This window comes from Actinacidiphila sp. bgisy145 (genome assembly GCF_057708125.1).
In genome coordinates this window covers 111,965-128,136 of record NZ_JBYIRL010000015.1, presented here as the reverse complement: position 1 = coordinate 128,136, position 16,172 = coordinate 111,965, and the positions used below count along the sequence as shown (strand labels likewise).

15 protein-coding genes are annotated in these 16,172 nt (G+C 72.7%); 9 read left to right on the top strand and 6 right to left on the bottom strand.

Going from position 1 to position 16,172, the window contains the following annotated elements; translation table 11 throughout:
* Positions 1 to 126 precede the first annotated feature (126 nt).
* A complete protein-coding gene (locus AC3ERT_RS16080) occupies positions 127 to 1,005 on the bottom strand; it encodes an IclR family transcriptional regulator (RefSeq protein WP_435174896.1) in 879 nt (292 codons plus the stop codon).
* 216 nt (positions 1,006 to 1,221) lie between these two features.
* Between AC3ERT_RS16080 and AC3ERT_RS16075 the strand changes: the two genes are divergently transcribed.
* Genes AC3ERT_RS16075 through AC3ERT_RS16050 form a run of 6 tightly spaced genes read left to right on the top strand, consistent with a single transcriptional unit; the run spans position 1,222 to position 8,721 of the window.
* The gene (locus tag AC3ERT_RS16075) at positions 1,222 to 2,574 is read left to right on the top strand and encodes an aspartate aminotransferase family protein (protein WP_435136678.1); all 1,353 of its coding nucleotides are present in this window, start codon (positions 1,222 to 1,224) and stop codon (positions 2,572 to 2,574) included.
* Entirely contained in the window at positions 2,574 to 3,761 is a 1,188-nt protein-coding gene (locus AC3ERT_RS16070) for a mandelate racemase/muconate lactonizing enzyme family protein (protein ID WP_435174894.1), read from the top strand. Before AC3ERT_RS16075 ends, AC3ERT_RS16070 begins: the two co-directional genes overlap by 1 nt.
* Positions 3,758 to 4,606: an amidohydrolase family protein gene (locus AC3ERT_RS16065; RefSeq protein WP_435174891.1), complete on the top strand. Its 849-nt coding sequence runs from the start codon at positions 3,758 to 3,760 to the stop codon at positions 4,604 to 4,606. The genes AC3ERT_RS16070 and AC3ERT_RS16065 overlap by 4 nt, the downstream gene beginning before the upstream one ends.
* Positions 4,603 to 5,541, top strand: coding sequence for an SDR family NAD(P)-dependent oxidoreductase (locus tag AC3ERT_RS16060; RefSeq protein WP_435174888.1), 939 nt, complete (start codon positions 4,603 to 4,605; stop codon positions 5,539 to 5,541). Before AC3ERT_RS16065 ends, AC3ERT_RS16060 begins: the two co-directional genes overlap by 4 nt.
* Positions 5,538 to 7,742, top strand: a complete 2,205-nt coding sequence (locus AC3ERT_RS16055; RefSeq protein WP_435174885.1) for a peptidase C14 — start codon at positions 5,538 to 5,540, stop codon at positions 7,740 to 7,742. Before AC3ERT_RS16060 ends, AC3ERT_RS16055 begins: the two co-directional genes overlap by 4 nt.
* A 49-nt stretch (positions 7,743 to 7,791) precedes the next feature.
* Positions 7,792 to 8,721, top strand: coding sequence for a GNAT family N-acetyltransferase (locus tag AC3ERT_RS16050; RefSeq protein WP_435174882.1), 930 nt, complete (start codon positions 7,792 to 7,794; stop codon positions 8,719 to 8,721).
* A 48-nt stretch (positions 8,722 to 8,769) separates the two neighbouring features.
* Here AC3ERT_RS16050 and AC3ERT_RS16045 read toward each other — a convergent pair whose 3' ends face one another.
* The 5 genes from AC3ERT_RS16045 to AC3ERT_RS16025 all read right to left on the bottom strand — a co-directional run bounded on the left by AC3ERT_RS16045 (position 8,770) and on the right by AC3ERT_RS16025 (position 12,264).
* Positions 8,770 to 9,252 (bottom strand): GNAT family N-acetyltransferase, encoded by a 483-nt coding sequence (locus AC3ERT_RS16045; protein ID WP_435136690.1) that lies wholly within the window; start codon positions 9,250 to 9,252, stop codon positions 8,770 to 8,772.
* A 264-nt stretch (positions 9,253 to 9,516) separates the two neighbouring features.
* Positions 9,517 to 9,846 carry a hypothetical protein gene (locus AC3ERT_RS16040; protein ID WP_435174879.1) on the bottom strand — a complete coding sequence of 110 codons (330 nt, stop codon included), beginning with the start codon at positions 9,844 to 9,846 and terminating at the stop codon, positions 9,517 to 9,519.
* Complete coding sequence (locus tag AC3ERT_RS16035; protein ID WP_435174876.1) at positions 9,843 to 10,211, bottom strand: helix-turn-helix domain-containing protein; 369 nt, start codon at positions 10,209 to 10,211, stop codon at positions 9,843 to 9,845. Before AC3ERT_RS16035 ends, AC3ERT_RS16040 begins: the two co-directional genes overlap by 4 nt.
* Positions 10,212 to 10,257: 46 nt before the next feature.
* Entirely contained in the window at positions 10,258 to 11,076 is an 819-nt protein-coding gene (locus AC3ERT_RS16030) for an isocitrate lyase/PEP mutase family protein (RefSeq protein ID WP_435136693.1), read from the bottom strand.
* 258 nt (positions 11,077 to 11,334) lie between these two features.
* A complete protein-coding gene (locus AC3ERT_RS16025) occupies positions 11,335 to 12,264 on the bottom strand; it encodes an NAD-dependent epimerase/dehydratase family protein (protein ID WP_435174873.1) in 930 nt (309 codons plus the stop codon).
* A 170-nt stretch (positions 12,265 to 12,434) separates the two neighbouring features.
* Between AC3ERT_RS16025 and AC3ERT_RS16020 the strand changes: the two genes are divergently transcribed.
* From AC3ERT_RS16020 to AC3ERT_RS16010, 3 genes are all read left to right on the top strand, one after another.
* The gene (locus AC3ERT_RS16020; RefSeq protein ID WP_435136699.1) at positions 12,435 to 13,061 is read left to right on the top strand and encodes a TetR/AcrR family transcriptional regulator; all 627 of its coding nucleotides are present in this window, start codon (positions 12,435 to 12,437) and stop codon (positions 13,059 to 13,061) included.
* Positions 13,058 to 14,230, top strand: a complete 1,173-nt coding sequence (locus tag AC3ERT_RS16015) for a GDSL-type esterase/lipase family protein (RefSeq protein WP_435174870.1) — start codon at positions 13,058 to 13,060, stop codon at positions 14,228 to 14,230. The genes AC3ERT_RS16020 and AC3ERT_RS16015 overlap by 4 nt, the downstream gene beginning before the upstream one ends.
* A 473-nt stretch (positions 14,231 to 14,703) precedes the next feature.
* A complete protein-coding gene (locus tag AC3ERT_RS16010) occupies positions 14,704 to 16,143 on the top strand; it encodes a family 2B encapsulin nanocompartment shell protein (protein ID WP_435136705.1) in 1,440 nt (479 codons plus the stop codon).
* The last annotated feature ends 29 nt before the right edge of the window (positions 16,144 to 16,172 follow it).

Below are 16,172 nucleotides of genomic sequence, written 5' to 3'. Positions count from 1 at the left end.
CGTGACGCTTGCCGGAGGGGCGGATGGCGGTGACGGACCGGTGCGGGAAAAGCGCAGACCAGGGGCAGGGTGCTGACGCGGCACCGTCCGATGGGGCGAGACGCTATGCCCCGGCCGGTGAATCGGTCAAGACCCCGCGGTGGCCGCGGTGCGTCCCTCCGACGTCGCCCCGGCGCCGCCGTGCCCGAGGCTCTGACTGATCTGATCGGCGAAGTCCCGTACCTGGAGGCCGAGTTCGCGGAACCGCCAGCCGGGCAGGTCGAGCTTCAGCCCGGTGATGCTGATCGCGCCGACGCACCGGTCCCGGTGGTCGCGGACCACGCTGCCGATGCAGAAGATCCCGTCGGCATCCTCCTCGTCGTCCAGCGCGTAGCCGGTGGCGCGGATGTCGGCCAGGTGGGAGAAGAGCGTCGCCTCGTCGGTGATGGTGCGCGAGGTGCGGCGCGGCAGCCCGGTGCGGGCGATCAGCTCGCGTGCCTCGGCCTCGGGCATGGCCGCCAGCAGCGCCTTGCCGATGCCGGTGCAGTGCGGCAGTTCGCGGGCGCCCATCCGCAGGTCCAGCCGCAGTCCGCCGCCGGCGTCGACCTGGTCGACGATGACCGCCTGGCCGTCCTGGGGCACCGCGACGCGCGAGGCCATGCCGGTGGCGCCGGTCAGCTCGCGCAGCAGCGGGCGGGCCACGTCGCGCAGGGAGACCTGCGCCTGGGCACGGTCGCCGAGCCGGGCCAGCGACATGCCCAGCCGGTAGCGGCGGTTCATGCCCTCGCCCTCGTCGGCCACCAGCCCGTAGTGCCGCAGGGTCTGGAGCAGCCCGAACGCGGCGCTCTTGGAGACGCCGCTGCGCTGGGCGACCTCGGTGACGCTCAGTCCCGCACCCGGTCCGCCGGCGGCGAGCACCTCCAGCAGTTCCGCGGCTCTGGCCACGGTCTTCACCAGGTACTTCGGCTCCGCTCCCGGTGCCCGTCCCTGCTCGTCCGCGGACCCTTGCGCACCACTGTTCTGCATAGCGAAACAGTTTACCACCGGTTCCCCCTTGACCGGGGCGCGAAACCGGATCTAAGATCCCACCACTGTTCGGATATTCAGAACAGTGTTCTTGAAAATCGTTCCTTCAGTGCAGCGAACGATTCCTGCGACGACCTGCCGGGCGGATGGCCTCCCGCGGTCCCGACCGGGCAGGGCCGGGACCGTCACCCACAGCATCGACGCGAGGAGCACCACATGACGCTCGCCGAGCGGGCCCGCCAGGTGATACCGGGCGGGGTCAACAGCGGCCAGCGCAGCATTCCCGGCCTCACCGACCTGGTGATCACCCGCACCGCGGGTTCCCGGTTCTGGGACAGCGACGGACGGGAGTTCACCGACTACCACGCCGCCTTCGGGCCGCCGCTGCTCGGCCACAACGACCCGGACGTGGCCGCCGCGGTCGCCGACGCCTCCGGCCGGCTGGGGCTGACCGGCGTCGCCGTCACCGAGGACGAGGTGCTGCTCGCGGAGCAACTGGCCGAGCTGGTCCCCTCGATCGAGCAGGTGCTGCTCACCAGCACCGGCAGCGAGGCGACCTTCCACGCGCTGCGGCTGGCCCGCGCGGTCACCGGCCGCCGGCTGGTGGTGAAGTTCCAGGGCTGCTACCACGGCTGGCACGACGCGGTGAGCCTCAACGTCATCTCCGCGCCCGACCGGGTCGGCCGGCCCGACCCCACCTCCACCGGCATCCTGCCCGAAGTCCTCGACGCCACCTTGGTGCTGCGCTTCAACGACGCCGCCGCGCTGCGCGAGGTCTTCGCCGCGCACGGCCGCGACATCGCCGCGGTGATCGTGGAGCCCGTCCCGCACAACGTCGGCGCGCTGCTGCCGACCGCGGAGTTCCTGCGCGCGCTGCGCGAGGAGTGCACCGCCGCCGGCAGCGTGCTGGTCTTCGACGAGGTGATCACCGGCTTCCGGCACGCGCTCGGCGGCTACCAGGAGATCAGCGGGGTCACCCCGGACCTGACCACCCTCGGCAAGGCGATCGCCAACGGCGCCCCGATCGGCGCGCTCGGCGGCCGCGCCGACCTGATGCAGCACTTCAGCAGCCGGCCCGGCGGCCCGGTGTTCTTCGCCGGCACCTACAACGGCCACCCGCTGCCGGTCGCCGCCGCGCTGGCCACCCTGCGCAAGCTGCGCGAGGAGCCGGTGCACGAGCACGTCTTCCGGCTGGGCGAGCGGGTGCGCACCGAACTGGCCGCGCTCTACCGGCGGATCGGCGTGCCCGCGGTCGTCACCGGCTACGGCTCGGTCTTCGTCAGCTACTTCATGCCCGGCCCGGCCCCGCTCAGCTACGACGACCTGCTCGCCAACGACACCGCGCTGTTCGTCGGCTACCGCCGCCACCTGATCGAGCACGGCGTCTTCGAACTGCCGCTCAACCTCAAGCGCAGCCACCTGTCCTACGCGCACACCGACGCCGACGTGGACCGGCTGCTGGAGGCGACCGAGGCGGCCGTCACCCGCACCCTCGCCGAGGGCGGCCCGAGCGACCTGGCGCACACCTCGACCATGGGCGGCGCCGCCGCACCGAACGGAGCCCGCTGATGCTCACCGTCAACACCACCCGCCCGCCCGGCCCGGCCGGCCGGATCAGCAAGGTCGAGACCCTCCAACTCGGCACCGCCTGGCGCGACTTCGGCTATGTGCGCATCCACACCGACGAGGGCCTGACCGGCGTCGGCGAGATCACCCACCCCTACCGGGTGGACGAGACCTGCCGGCTCGCCGAGGCCATGGGCCACCGCCACCTGCTGGGCGCCGACCCGTTCGACGTCGAGGAACTCTGGCTGCGCATGTACCAGGGCGACTTCCTGCGCGGCGGCGACATCGGCGGCGTCGTCGTCTCCGGCGTCGACCAGGCGCTGTACGACCTGATGGGCAAGGCGCTGGGCGTGCCGGTCTACCGGCTCACCGGCGGCGCCACCCGCGACCGGGTCCGGGTCTACGCCAACGGCTGGTACACCGGCGAGCGGGAGCCAGCCGAGTTCGCCGCGAAGGCGAAGGAGACCGTCGCCAAGGGCTTCAGCGCGCTGAAGTTCGACCCGTTCGGCGCGGGCCTGCACGAGCTGGAGCGCCCCGAGCTGCGCCGCTCGCTGGCCCTGGTCGCCGCGGTGCGCGAGGCGGTCGGCCCGGAGGTGGACCTCTTCGTCGAGGGGCACGCCCGGTTCGCGATGGCCACCGCCCGCCGGCTGGTGCACGAGCTGGCGCCGTACGACATCGGCTGGTTCGAGGAGCCGCTGCCCTGGACGCACATCGAGCGCTACGCCGAGCTGCGGCAGATCGCGGCCTTCCCGATCTCCGGCGGCGAGCACTTCCACAACCGCTACGAGTACAAGCAGCTCTTCGCCACCGACGCCGTCGACATCGTGCAGCCCGACCTGTCGATGGCCGGCGGCTTCACCGAGCTGCGCAAGATCGCCGCCCAGGCCGACGCGCACGGCATGCTCGTCGCCCCGCACAACTCCAACTCGCCGCTGTGCACCACCGCTTCGGTGCACGCCACGCTCGGCATCACCAATCTGAAGATCCTGGAGACCTTCGACGGGCTGCTGGAGCCGTACGTCTTCGACGCGGTGCGCGGCGCGCTGCCGATCACCGACGGGCACGTCGAGCTGCCCACCGCGCCCGGGCTCGGCATCGAGCTGGTCGACGAGGTCTTCGCCGAGCACCCGCCCACCCACCGGTTCTGGAACATGTTCGCGGACGGCTGGGAGAAGAGGAACCGCACATGATCGTCGACGTGCACTCCCATCTCTTCCGGCACAGCCACGACTTCGACGACGTCTTCCGCGCCGAGTCCGCCCGGGCGCACGCCGGCGAGGTCGACCTCACCGTGCGGTACGAGGAGTACGCGGCCAGCGCGCCCGAGGGCACCCGGACCGTGGTGGTCGGCGGCAAGGCGCGCCGCAGCGGCCTGTGGGTCGACGACGCGGCCGTGGCCGGCTACGTCGCGAAGCACCCGGACCGGCTGATCGGCTACCTCTCCATCGACCCGACCCAGCCCGGCTGGCAGGACGAACTGCGCCACGGCCACCAGGAGTTGGGGCTGCGCGGGATCAAACTGATGCCGATGTACGCCGGGTTCGACCCGGCCGACGAGGCGTACGAGCCGCTGTACGCCTACGCCGAGCGGCACGGGCTGCCGCTGCTGGTGCACACCGGCACCACGTTCGTCTCGCAGGCGCCGCTGGAGTACGCCATGCCGCGGCACCTGGACTGGGTGGCCATGCGCCACCCGGAGCTGCGGATGGTGCTGGCCCACCTCAGCCACCCCTTCGAGGGCGAGTGCATCGCGGTGATCCGCAAGCACCGGCACGTCTACGCCGACGTCAGCGCGCTGCACTACCGGCCGTTCCAGCTGTGGCACAGCCTGCGCCTGGTGCAGGACTACGGGGTGTGGGACAAGCTGCTCTTCGGCAGCGACTACCCCTTCACCACGGTGGACGACTCGGTGGAGGGGCTGCGCCGGATCGCCCGCATCCCGGGCATCCCCGGGCTGGACCCGCTCGACCAGGACGCGGTGGAGGCGCTGATCCACCGCCCGTCGCTGGAACTGCTCGGCCTGGAGGGGCCGTGAGCGGCGCGGGTGCCTCCGGCGGGACGGACCGGGCGCGGCCCGACGGCGCTGACGCGGCGGCGGTCGGCACGGCGGCGGGCCGCTTCGACCTGACCGGCCGCACCGCGCTGGTCACCGGCGCGGCCCGCGGCCTGGGCCGGGCGTTCGCGACCGCGCTGGCCGAGGCGGGCGCCGACCTGGTCCTCACCGACCTGCCCGGCGCCGAAGGGCTCGCCGAGACCGCCGCGCTCGTCCGGGACCTGGGGCGCGGCGCGCTCGTCGTCGAGCAGGACCTGTCCGACATCGGGGCGCTGCACGACTTCGCCGACGAGGTACGCGCCCAGGCCGGCCCGATCCGCATCCTCGTCAACAACGCGGGCACCGCGGCCCTGGAGCGGTTCAACGAGATCACCCCGGACAGCTGGTACCGCGTGATGCGGGTCAACCTCGACGCGGTGTTCTTCCTCACCCAGCGGGTCGCCGAGCACATGGTCGCCGACGGCGTGCCCGGCCGGATCGTCAACATCACCTCCAAGAACGCGCTGGTCGCCGAGGCGGGGCTGGCGCACTACAACGCCTCCAAGGCCGCGGTGGACCTGCTCACGCAGACCCTCGCGGTCGAGCTGGCGCCGCACGGCATCACCGTCAACAGCCTGGCCCCGGGCATGGTGGAGACCCCGATCGACGGCGAGTTCCCGTTCGACCGGGCGGCGTTCGAGGCCGCCTACCGCCACCGCATCCCGCTCGGCCGCTACGCGCGGCCCGAGGAGTGCACCGGCGCGCTGCTGCTGCTCGCCGGGGACGGCGGCGGCTACCTGACCGGCACCCGCATCGTGGTGGACGGCGGGGTGCTGGCCGACCAGATGCCGCGCACCGAGTTCATGCCCCCGTACCGCACGTCACTCGACCCCGGGCCGCAGAGCGGTCCCGGACGGAAGGACGGCACCGCATCATGAACACCACCCGAAGGCACCTGCTGCGCTCCGGCGGGCTCGGCGCGGCGGCCGTCGCGGCCGGGGCGCTGGCCACGGTGCCCGCGCAGGCGGCCGAGCCCGCGGGCAGTACGAAGGACGACCAGGGCGGGGCCCCGGCCGCGGGGCGCCCGGCCGCGACATCGGCGGCCACCGTCGCCGACCTGCTGGCCGCCCCGTCGGCGTCGCTGCGGGCCGGCGCGGTGGCGGTCGTCGCCGGCTACCACGCGCCCGGCGACGGCGGCGGCATGACCGTACGCTGGGACGCCGCCAGCACCCTCGCGCCCGACGGCGGCCTCGTCCTGCGGCCGGACGACCGCCCCGCGCACGGCCGTTGGCGCCGCGTGCACGACGGGGTGCTGGACTTCCGCGGCTTCGGCCTGTTCGACGCGGGCACCCCGGCCGACGACGCGCTGGACGCCATGGTCGGCGACCCGTCCGTACACCGCGTCGAGGCCCACACCGACCTGCTCTTCCGGCGCCGCCACACCTACCACCGCTCCCGGATCACCCTGGACTTCGGCGGGCACACGGTGCACACCGGCGGCATCGAACGCAACACGCACGACAACCCGTTCGGCGCCGTCCTGTTCTTCCAGGGCACCGTCACCGGCGACACCGTCACCCACGTGCTGCCCGCCGGCGTCATCGAACTCACCGACGCCTTCCCGGTGCCCGACTCCGGCGCCTTCGAGGTCGGCCAGTGGTGGGCGGTGCAGAGCGACGAGGTGGCCGGCGGCGGCAGCGACGAGCGCGAGCTCCAGAAGATGGTCGAGGTCACCGAGATCATCGACGGCACCCACATCCGCGTCGACTACCTCAACGGCTGGCCGCTGGCGGCCGGCCGCACGCTCACCTGGCGCCGGGTGGAGCCGGTCGTCGGCGCCCGGGTGGAGCACCTCGTCTTCCTCGGCGCCGGCCAGGACACCGGCGCGGTCGACGACGAGTACACCGGCTCGCACCCCGTCGCCTACGAGTACGCCGTCGACTGCGACGTCTCCCGCATCCAGGCCACCGGCACCTTCTGGCCGGTCATCATGCGCCGCTGGTGCACCCGCTACCGCACCCTCCAGTGCGGCCTGAAGAACCCGCCCACCGTGATGTACGGCGGCGCCGGCTACCTCACCCAGCAGATCTACTGCCTGTACGGCCACGTCGCCGACTGCACCAGCAGCAACGTCCGCCACCTCAACGACCTGACGGCGTCGGCCTACTGCCAGGTCGTCAACTGCCACGGCGACGGCGACGACGAGGGCGGCAACCCCTTCACCACCCACGGGCAGTACGAGCACGACCTGCTCTTCGACGGCAACTCCGGGCTGATGGACATCGCCAACTCCGGTGCCCAATGGGGGAACTCGGCGAAGCGGATCACCGTACGCAACCACGTCTGCTCCTGGTTCACCGCGAACACCCTGATCACCGACCTGACGCTGGAGAACGTCAAGGTGATCCCCCGGCCCACCTTCGACCCCGACGGCACCCTGGTGATCAACGCCGACGGCGCCCAACTGCGCGGCTGCACGGGCGCGTTCTTCGCCGTCGCCCAGCGCTCGGCCCGCTCCAGCCGGCCGACCACCGTCACCGACTGCGTCTTCGACCTGCCGAAGGCGTCCGTGCTCGTGCAGACCCCGGTCACCGCGCCCGTGCACTTCGTGCGGACCACGTTCACCGGGCTCGACGGCAACGTCCTGCGCGGCAGCGGACCGGTGCACTTCACCGACTGCCGCCTCACCGGCAGCGCGAAGGGCGCGCCGCTGTCGGTCGGCGCGGCCGAGGTCACCGTCGACGGCGGCAGCCTCACCGACACCGGCATCGCGCTCAGCGCCGTACGCGACCAGCGGATCAGCGTCGGCGGCGGCGTACGGCTGGCCGGGACCAACGCGGCCGGCGCGCTGCTGTCCCGTGACACCGGCACCGGGGCCACCGTGGTGTGGGAGCTGGCGGACCTGCGCAGCGAGGCGGCCGACGCGGACACCGCGCACGTACGGGTCACCGACGGCACCAACCGCTACAGCGCGGTCGGCGCCCGGTTCACCGGCGGCCGACTCGCCCTGGCCGCAGCCGCGTTCGGCGGTTCCTCCGCGCTGCTGCACACCGCCTGCACAGAGGACCAGGTGACCCGCGAGGGGCTGCCCGCGGACGGGAAACGGGTCAGCGCCACCAGCGGCAACCTGATCCTCTGACCGACCGCCCACCCCCGCCCGCACCACCTCCGGAAGGGAGGCCGCCGCCATGCGCTACCGCACCGCGGCTCCGGCCGACGAGGGCGCCCTGCACGCCCTGTGGGCGGCGGTCTTCCCCGACGCGCCCACCGTCACCACGCTCTGGGGCCGCGACCCGGGGCGCCACCGCCGCACGTTCGTCGCCGAGACCGGCGACGGGCGGCTCGTCTCCGTCCTGCACTACCTGCCCCGGCCCATCCGCTCGGCCGCCGGCACACCCCAGCGCGTCGGCTGCGTCGGCAGCGTCGCCACCCACCCCGACGCCCGCGGCCAGGGCCACATCCGCCACCTCCTCGCCGCCGCCGTCGCCGCGATGACCGCCGACGGCTGCGCCTGGTCCCTGCTGTTCACGGGTACCCCGCGCGTCTACGAAGGCGCCGGCTGGCGGTCCTTCGCCGCACCCGGCTGGTCCGGGCCCCTCACCACCGCCGCACCGCACCCCGCCGCCGCGGGTGTCCGCCCCGCCGCCCCCGCCGACCTGCCCACCCTGCGCGCCCTGCGCTCCTCCTTCGACGCCACCCGCCCCCTGACCACCGTCCGCACCCCCGCCGACTGGGCCCACCGCGTCCCCGTCTGGTACGCGCCCCCGACGCAGACCCTGCTGACGGACGCGGGCACGGGCTTCGTCGTCCTGCGCCGTCCCGCGGCCGACTCCGTCGAGGTCGCCGAGATCGCGCTCGCCCCGGGCCACGAGGCCGTCGCGGCCCCGGCGCTCCTCTCGGCCGCGGCCATCCACGCCCGCGAGGCCCACCTCACCACCGCCACCGTCCACCTCCCCGCGGACCCCGCGATCCGCGCCGCCCTCCCCCACCTCCTCGCCGCCCCCCGCTTCTCCCCCACCCACTACGGCATGTCCCGCCCCCTCCTCGCCTCCCCCTCCTCCGTCCACGCCACCACCACGTCCCCCACCGCCTTCCACTGGCCCGCCGACTCCTTCTGACCCCACCCGGGGGGCGCCCGGCACCGGCGCGGACGAGGTCGCGTCGGGTCAGAGTTCGCGGAAGTAGACCGTGAGGGGGTGCGGGGTGCAGCCGAGGGAGGTGTAGAGGGCGCGGGCCGGGGCGTGGAAGGCGTCGCCGCCGGTGCCGATCTCGACGACCGCGGCGCCAAGTGCCCGCATCCGCGCGAAGGCGTGTTCGCACAGGGCAGTGCCCAGGCGGTGGCGCCGGTGTCCGGCCGCGACGGCCAGGATGTCGATGTCGCCCTTCTTGCGGGCCGGATCGACGCGCCAGGCCACGTATCCGGCGATCTTGTCGTCGGCCTCGGCGACAGCGACGTACCGGTGTCGTTCGGGTGCGTGGAGTTCGGCGACCTGTTTGCGGTAGTCCTCGCGCCAGTTGCCGTGCTGGACGGCGAAGACCACCTCGCCCACCAGCGGGCGGAAGGACTCCTCGTAGAACGGCCCGAACGTGTCGATGGACAGTTCGGTGAGCGGTGCAAGGTCCTGCGGGGTGCATGCGCGGATGAGCACGGAGGTGCTGCCTCTCAGGCTGAGGGCTCGTTACCCGGGCGGAAAAGGGCATCGGTCAGCCCGCTCCCTGCCCCCGTTCAGCAGTGAGCCGGGCTCCCTCAGCGGCGCGTACGCCAACTGGCAAAGCACTCCATCCCCGCAATGTACGCCGCCGGCCCCGGCGCTGGGGGTCTTTAGCGGTGGTTCCTCGCGAGGTACCCCGCTAATACACACCGCCGCACCTCCCTCCTCGGCCCCGCGGGACGGGCAATCCGTCCCGTCGACCTACGGCTGATCAGGAGCTCGTCGCTCCAGACCCGCCTGCACCGTACCCAACCGACCACCCGTCTCCGGGCGGGGCTTCTCTCCGCGGTAGGGGACCCATCGATATCCAGGCCGAAAGGTGACGTAGTCGTCGCCGAGGCCGAGTTCGGCGTGCAGTGCTTCGGAGAGAACCAGACCGTGGATGCTGCCGTCGCTGAGCTCGTCCGGAGTCCAGTCGGACTTGAGATCGCTGAGCTCTAGGAAGCCTTCTGGGTTCCAGCCAACCTTGGCGGCAACGTAGCCGTCGAACCGTGCGAGCAGCGTGTAGAGCTGGTGCCCCAACTCCGTCAACTCGGCCGGCTCCGGGTCCGACCAGCGTGACAGAGGCACTCCGCTCTCGGCAGCAGTCGGTAGGCCAGAACCTTCGCTTCGGCGGCCGGCAAGGGCGTGAACGGCGACGGACGGCCAGGTCGTTGGCGGTCCCGCAGTCCGGCAAGTCCCTGCTCGGCGAAGCAGTGCCGCCAGCGGCGCACCGTGTCCAGGTGCAGGCTCGTCTCCCACGCGATGCGGGCGATGGAGCGGCCGGGCGCGGCGTGCAGCACGATCTGCGCCCGCACCCGCTGCCGATAATCGCTCGTGTGGCCCCAGGTCACCTTCTGCAAGCGCTTGCGGTCGGTGACGGTGAGAAGGATCGGACAGGCGGCGGCAACGGGCACGGTAGGCGGGCCAACTCCTGGTATGCGAGGCCGGCTGGCGGGCCGGTCAGTGGGGGCCGGAGAGCAGCGCGTTGAGATCTGCGAAGGGGATGCCTTGGGCGAGGGAGTCGTAGCCGCCGGTGCCGAAGAGGTCCTGTGCAGCGCAGCGGGCGGCAGCGTAGGCGGCCTGCGCCACGCCCGAGCCGAGACTGACGCGAGCCACTCCGAGGGCGCCGAGCTCGGCAACGGTCGGGGTGCCGGGGCCGGCCATGACGTTCAGCGGTACGGAAATGTCCCTGGCCAGTGCCGCGATGGTGGCGGTGTCGGTGACACCGGGGACGAAGATGCCGTCCGCGCCCGCGTCAACGTACAGATGCGCCCGGGCCAGGGTTTCCTTCAGCCGGGTGTCCGGGTCGCCGAGCCCGAACAGAAAGGTGTCGATACGCGCGTTGAGGAACAGATCCGCGCCTGCCCGGTCGGCACTCCGCCGAGCTGCTGCCAGCCGCGCCGCGAGCTCTGCCGGAGGCCGGGCGCCGTCCTCGATGTTGACGCCGACGGCACCCGCCGCGAGGACCCCGGACACGGTTTCGGCAACGCCGGCGGCATCCGTCCCGTACCCGCCCTCGATGTCAGCGGTGACCGGCACCGCGACGGCAGTGACGATCCGGGCGATCAGCTTCAGCGCCCGGTCGCAGGTAAGGACGTCGCCGTCTGGAGCCCCCAGCGACCAGGCGACACCGGCGCTGGTGGTCGCGATCGCGGGGGCGCCCGCGGCCTCGATGACGCGGGCGCTCGCAACATCCCAGGCGTTGGCGAGCGCGAGGGGTTCAGCTGGTGTGTGCAGAGAGCGGAAGAGGCGGGCATTGTCCGGCTGCGTGATGGTCATGGATGCAGCCAAACATCGACTACTGCCCATCTTCTGGCAAGAATCCGACACGAACATAGATCTCGAACCCGCCCCATGGTTCCGGCTCCGAAGCCGACCCCCGAAGGAATTCCGGAGCCGACCACTGAGCCGACAGCGCCGCGTGCGGCCGTCCGGTCACATCGCCACTCGCGGGCCGCGTGCAGGGTGATCGACGAGATCCGGCGCAGGCCCCCGTCGGAGTGCGGCCGGTCGTGCCGACGTCTGGGCCGCCCGGGATCACGCTGCTGTCCAGGCGTCGCGGATCATCGTGGCGAGGTCGGACCGCTCGGCTTTCCAGCCGAGTTCATTCGTGATCCTGGCGATGTCGGCCACCAGACGCGGGGGCTCGGGTTGGGGAGGGCGGCGGACCACGGGGACGGGGCGGGCCGTGATGCGCTCGACCGTCGCCACGACCTCGCGCATGCTCGCCGGGGTGGCGCCGACGTTGTAGACGCGGTAGGGCACGTCGGTGGTGGACTCCAGCGCCAGCAGGTACGCGCGCGCCACGTCGTCCACGTGCACGAAGTCCCGGACCGCGGTGCCGTCCCCGTTCATCTCCAGGTGCGGGAACCGGCCGGCCGCGACGGCCAGCGCCTTCGGGATGATCCGGGTGCCGTCGGCGTCCCCCACCCCCTGCACGGCCCCGGCGATGTTGAAGCACCGCAGGCTCACCGCGCGCACCGCGCCGGTCTCCGCGCGATCCCTCAGCACATCCTCCGCGGCCAGCTTCGACACGCCGTACGGATTGCCCGGGGCGGGTGCGGCGTCCTCACCGATGGGTTGGTGCTCCGGAGCACCGAAGACCGCGGCCGTGGAGCCCAGGACGACGGTGGGGACGTCCCGGCCGGTACGTGCGGCTCCCACGGCGTTCAGCAGGGCGGTCGTGCCGCCGACGTTGACCCGCTGGTAGTCGTCCGGCCGCTCGAAGGACTCGCGCACCCTGGTGAGGGCCGCCAGGTGGCACACGCCGTGCACGCCTTCGAGGGCGGCCGTCACACGGCGCTCGTCGAGAACGTCGGCCCGGAGGACGTCGGTGACCGGCAGTTCCGGTAGCGGGGCGTCGGCGCCGCGGTGGGTCATCGCCACGACGTCATGACCGGCATCGGCGAGCCTCCGCACCACGGCGGTGCCGACGAAACCGTAGGCACCGGTGACCAGTACACGCAACGGATGTTCCTCTCCGCCAAGGACGAGCCCGCGGGGTGCGAGAGGTTCGCCGTCCAGCAGCCCGCGCCCGTCCGCACGGTACACGGTGCCGCTCCTCCCATGGTCGGTAGGCATTTGCCTAAAGGATGTAGGCAGATGCATGATGGGTGGAGGCGGATGGGAGGAAGCCGATGGTTCGGGTGGGGCTGAGTGCGGAGCGGCTGGCGCGGGCGGGGGCCGAGCTGGCCGACGAGGTCGGGTTCGGGCAGGTGACCGCGTCGGCGCTGGCGCGGCGGTTCGACGTGAAGGTGGCGAGCCTGTACTCGCACGTGCGCAGCTCGCACGACCTGAAGGTCAGGATCGCGCTGCTGGCGCTGGAGGAGATGGCCGACCGGGCGGCCGCGGCGGTCGCGGGCCGGGCCGGGAAGGACGCGCTCGCGGCGTTCGCGGAGGCGTACCGGGACTACGCACGGGAGCACCCGGGCCGCTACGAGGCGGCGCGCCTGCGGCTGGACCCGCAGACGGCGGCACACAGCGCCGGGGTACGGCACGCCCAGATGACCCGGGCGATCCTGCGCGGGTATGACCTGGCGGAGCCGGACCAGACCCACGCCGTACGGATGCTCGGCGGCGCCTTCCACGGCTACGTGGACCTGGAGCTGAGCGGAGCGTTCAGCCACACCCCGGTCGCCGCCGAGGAGTCATGGGCATGGCTGATCGACTCGCTCGACCTCCTCCTGCGCAACCGCGCGACCCCCGCCACCGGCACCGGCACGGACCCGGGCACCGACCCCTCGACCGACAGGCAGAAACCATGAGCACCGAGCAGCCCCTGACCACCACCCCCGTCACCCCCGAACTGCTGCGCGGCGCCGTGGACATCGAGCCCACCGCGCACGGACTGCTGCCGCACCGGCTGCCCGCCGCCGCCCGCCGGCAGATCCCCGAGAACGACCTGCTGGCCGTCGCGGAGGCCCAACCGTCCGGCGTGCGCCTGGTGTTCCGGACCCGGGCGACCGTGATCGAGCTGGACGCGCTGGCCACGAAGCGGGCGTACGTCGGTGCGCCGCTGCCCGCGGACGGCGTGTACGACCTGGTGGTGGACGGGAAGCCCGCCGGCCAGGCCACCGCGCCCGGCGGCCGGGTGCGCACCACGGACATGGCGACCGGGGCCGTGGAGGTGACGGAGGGGCCCGCGGGCACCGCCCGCTTCACCGGCCTGCCCGGACACGCCAAGGACGTGGAGATCTGGCTGCCGCACAACGAAGGCAGCGAGCTGATCGCGCTGCGCACCGACGCTCCGGTGGAGCCGCTCGCCGCCGGCCGCCGCAAGGTGTGGCTGCACCACGGCAGTTCGATCAGCCACGGCTCCAACGCCACGCATCCGACGGGCACCTGGCCCGCGCTGGCCGCCGCCCGCGGCGGCGTCGACCTGGTCAACCTCGGCTTCAGCGGCAGCGCGCTGCTCGACCCGTTCACCGCCCGCGCGATGCGCGACACCCCGGCGGACCTGATCAGCGTCAAGCTCGGCATCAACATCGTCAATGCCGACCTGATGCGGCTGCGCGCGTTCGGCCCGGCGGTCCACGGCTTCCTCGACACCGTCCGCGAGGGGCACCCGACCGCGCCGCTGCTGGTGGTGTCGGCGATCCTGTGCCCGGTGCAGGAGGACACCCCCGGCCCGCTGGCGCCGGACTTCGGCGACGGGGTGATCCGCTTCAAGGCGACCGGTGACCCCGCCGACGTCGCGGCGGGCCGCCTGACGCTGAGCGTCATCCGTTCCGAACTCGCCCGGATCGTCAAGCAGCGCGCAGCGGACGACCCGCACCTGCACTACCTGGACGGCCGCGAGCTGTACGGCGCCGCGGACTACGCCGAACTGCCGCTGCCCGACGAGGTGCACCCCTCCCAGGAAGCGCACCTGCGGATCGGAGACAACTTCGCGCGGCTGGCCTTCGGCCCGGGCGGCGCCTTCGCCGGCGCGTAGCCCGCAACCGCGGAACGTCTCGTACGGTCGGATCGAACACGTTGTAGACACATCGCCCGAACGGGCGGATCATTCAGGCCCCGGGCGCGGCAGCCGCCCGGGGCCTGTTCCGCGTACCCCTCCAGGCGCCCACCCGGGCACCCTGCCTGGTACCTACCGGCGTGCGACGGTCCCCCGCGCGCCGGGGGTGCACTCCCGCACTCCGGCGCGCGTTGCGCGCCAACGGCACACTCCTGCGCGCACTCCCCCAGGTGCTCCACCTGCGAGGTTTACACCACCGGGGGCGCGAAGGCGCCCCCCTTCCGCTATACCGCCGCACACCCCCGGCTGCTTGGCTGGACCCTGCACGCAACCACCGGCGGGCTCCGCCGCCCCGACCGTCGGCGTACGCCAACACCGTTGCCCACCAAGCCCGTTCACCTGTCACCAGGTCCTCTCACGCTGCCTGTCCAGCTCGTCTTACGGGAGAAAACGTGCCCGAACCGGGACACCCCACCGGCGCCACCACCGACGACCCCGCCGCCGACCAGGCGAGCGGCGCACAGCTCACCAGTCTCACCACCCAGGCGGCGCGCCAGCTGGCGACCACCACCAAGTCCGAACCGCAGATGCAGGGGATCAGCTCCCGGTGGCTGATCCGCATGCTGCCGTGGCTGGACATCAAGGGCGGCACCTACCGCGTCAACCGGCGGCTGCAACTGACCGTCGGGCGCGGCCGGGTGGCGTTCGAGCAGAACGGCGCCGACGACATCCGGGTCATCCCCGAAAGCCTCACCGAACTCCCGCCGCTGCGCGGCTACGCCGACACCGGCGTCCTCACCGACCTGGCCGCCCACTTCCAGCCCCGGGACGTCCGCCCGGGCGAGGTGCTCTTCGAGGCCGGCCAGCCGATCACCGACACCTTCCTGGTCGTGCACGGCCGGCTCACCCGCTACGCCGAGGGCATGTACGGCGAGGAGGGCGTCGTCGGCGTCCTCACCGACGGCGACCAGGTCGGCGACGAGGCGATCGGCCAGGCCGAACCGCGCTGGAAGACCACCGTGCGGGCCGACACCGCCGGCGTCGTGCTGGCGCTGCCCTGGCAGACCGTCCAGGAACTCTCCGCCCGCGAACCGTCGTTGGCCGCGCACCTGGCGGCGTACGCCGAGCAGCAGCGGCGGCCCACCAACCGCCGCGGCGAGGCGGACATCCCGCTCCAGGCCGGCCACTTCGGCGAACCCGTGCTCAACAGCGGCTTCGTCGACTACGAGCTGCGCCCGCGCGAGTACGAACTCTCGCTCACCCAGACGGTGTTGAAGGTGCACAGCCGGGTCGCCGACCTCTACAACGACCCGATGAACCAGACCCAGCAGCAACTGCGGCTGACCATCGAGGAGATCCGCGAGCGCCAGGAATGGGAGATGGTCAACAACCGCGAGTTCGGGCTGCTGCACAACACCGACTACGGCCAGCGGATCAGCACCCACTCGGGCCCGCCGACCCCGGACGACCTCGACGACCTGCTCTCGATGCGCCGCAAGACCAAGCTCTTCCTCGCCCACCCGAAGGCCATCGCCGCCTTCTTCCGGCAGTGCAACAAGCGCGGACTGGTGCCCGGCAGCGCCGATGTCGGCGGCCACCAGGTGCCCGCCTGGCGCGGGGTACCGATCTTCCCCTGCGGCAAGATCCCGGTCAGCGAACGGCACACCAGCAGCATCATCGCGCTGCGCACCGGCGAGGAGGACCAGGGCGTCGTCGGCCTGCACGCGACCGGCATCCCCGAGGAGTACCAACCCGGCCTGAACGTCCGCTTCATGGGCATCAACGAGGCCGCGGTCATCAGCTACCTCGTCACGGCCTACTACTCGGTGGCGATCCTGGTGCCCGACGCGGTCGGCATCCTGGAGAACGCCCAGCTCGGCCGGGTCGAGTGACCGCGTCCGAGGGCCGGGCGGAGAACCCG

What these genes read in the sequence shown, in the direction of transcription:
- AC3ERT_RS16080 (WP_435174896.1), bottom strand. Translation starts at nt 1,005, where the DNA reads ATGCAGAACAGTGGTGCGCAAGGGTCCGCGGACGAGCAGGGACGGGCA.
- AC3ERT_RS16075 (WP_435136678.1), top strand. Translation starts at nt 1,222, where the DNA reads ATGACGCTCGCCGAGCGGGCCCGCCAGGTGATACCGGGCGGGGTCAAC.
- AC3ERT_RS16070 (WP_435174894.1), top strand. Translation starts at nt 2,574, where the DNA reads ATGCTCACCGTCAACACCACCCGCCCGCCCGGCCCGGCCGGCCGGATC.
- AC3ERT_RS16065 (WP_435174891.1), top strand. Translation starts at nt 3,758, where the DNA reads ATGATCGTCGACGTGCACTCCCATCTCTTCCGGCACAGCCACGACTTC.
- AC3ERT_RS16055 (WP_435174885.1), top strand. Translation starts at nt 5,538, where the DNA reads ATGAACACCACCCGAAGGCACCTGCTGCGCTCCGGCGGGCTCGGCGCG.
- AC3ERT_RS16050 (WP_435174882.1), top strand. Translation starts at nt 7,792, where the DNA reads ATGCGCTACCGCACCGCGGCTCCGGCCGACGAGGGCGCCCTGCACGCC.
- AC3ERT_RS16030 (WP_435136693.1), bottom strand. Translation starts at nt 11,076, where the DNA reads ATGACCATCACGCAGCCGGACAATGCCCGCCTCTTCCGCTCTCTGCAC.
- AC3ERT_RS16020 (WP_435136699.1), top strand. Translation starts at nt 12,435, where the DNA reads ATGGTTCGGGTGGGGCTGAGTGCGGAGCGGCTGGCGCGGGCGGGGGCC.
- AC3ERT_RS16015 (WP_435174870.1), top strand. Translation starts at nt 13,058, where the DNA reads ATGAGCACCGAGCAGCCCCTGACCACCACCCCCGTCACCCCCGAACTG.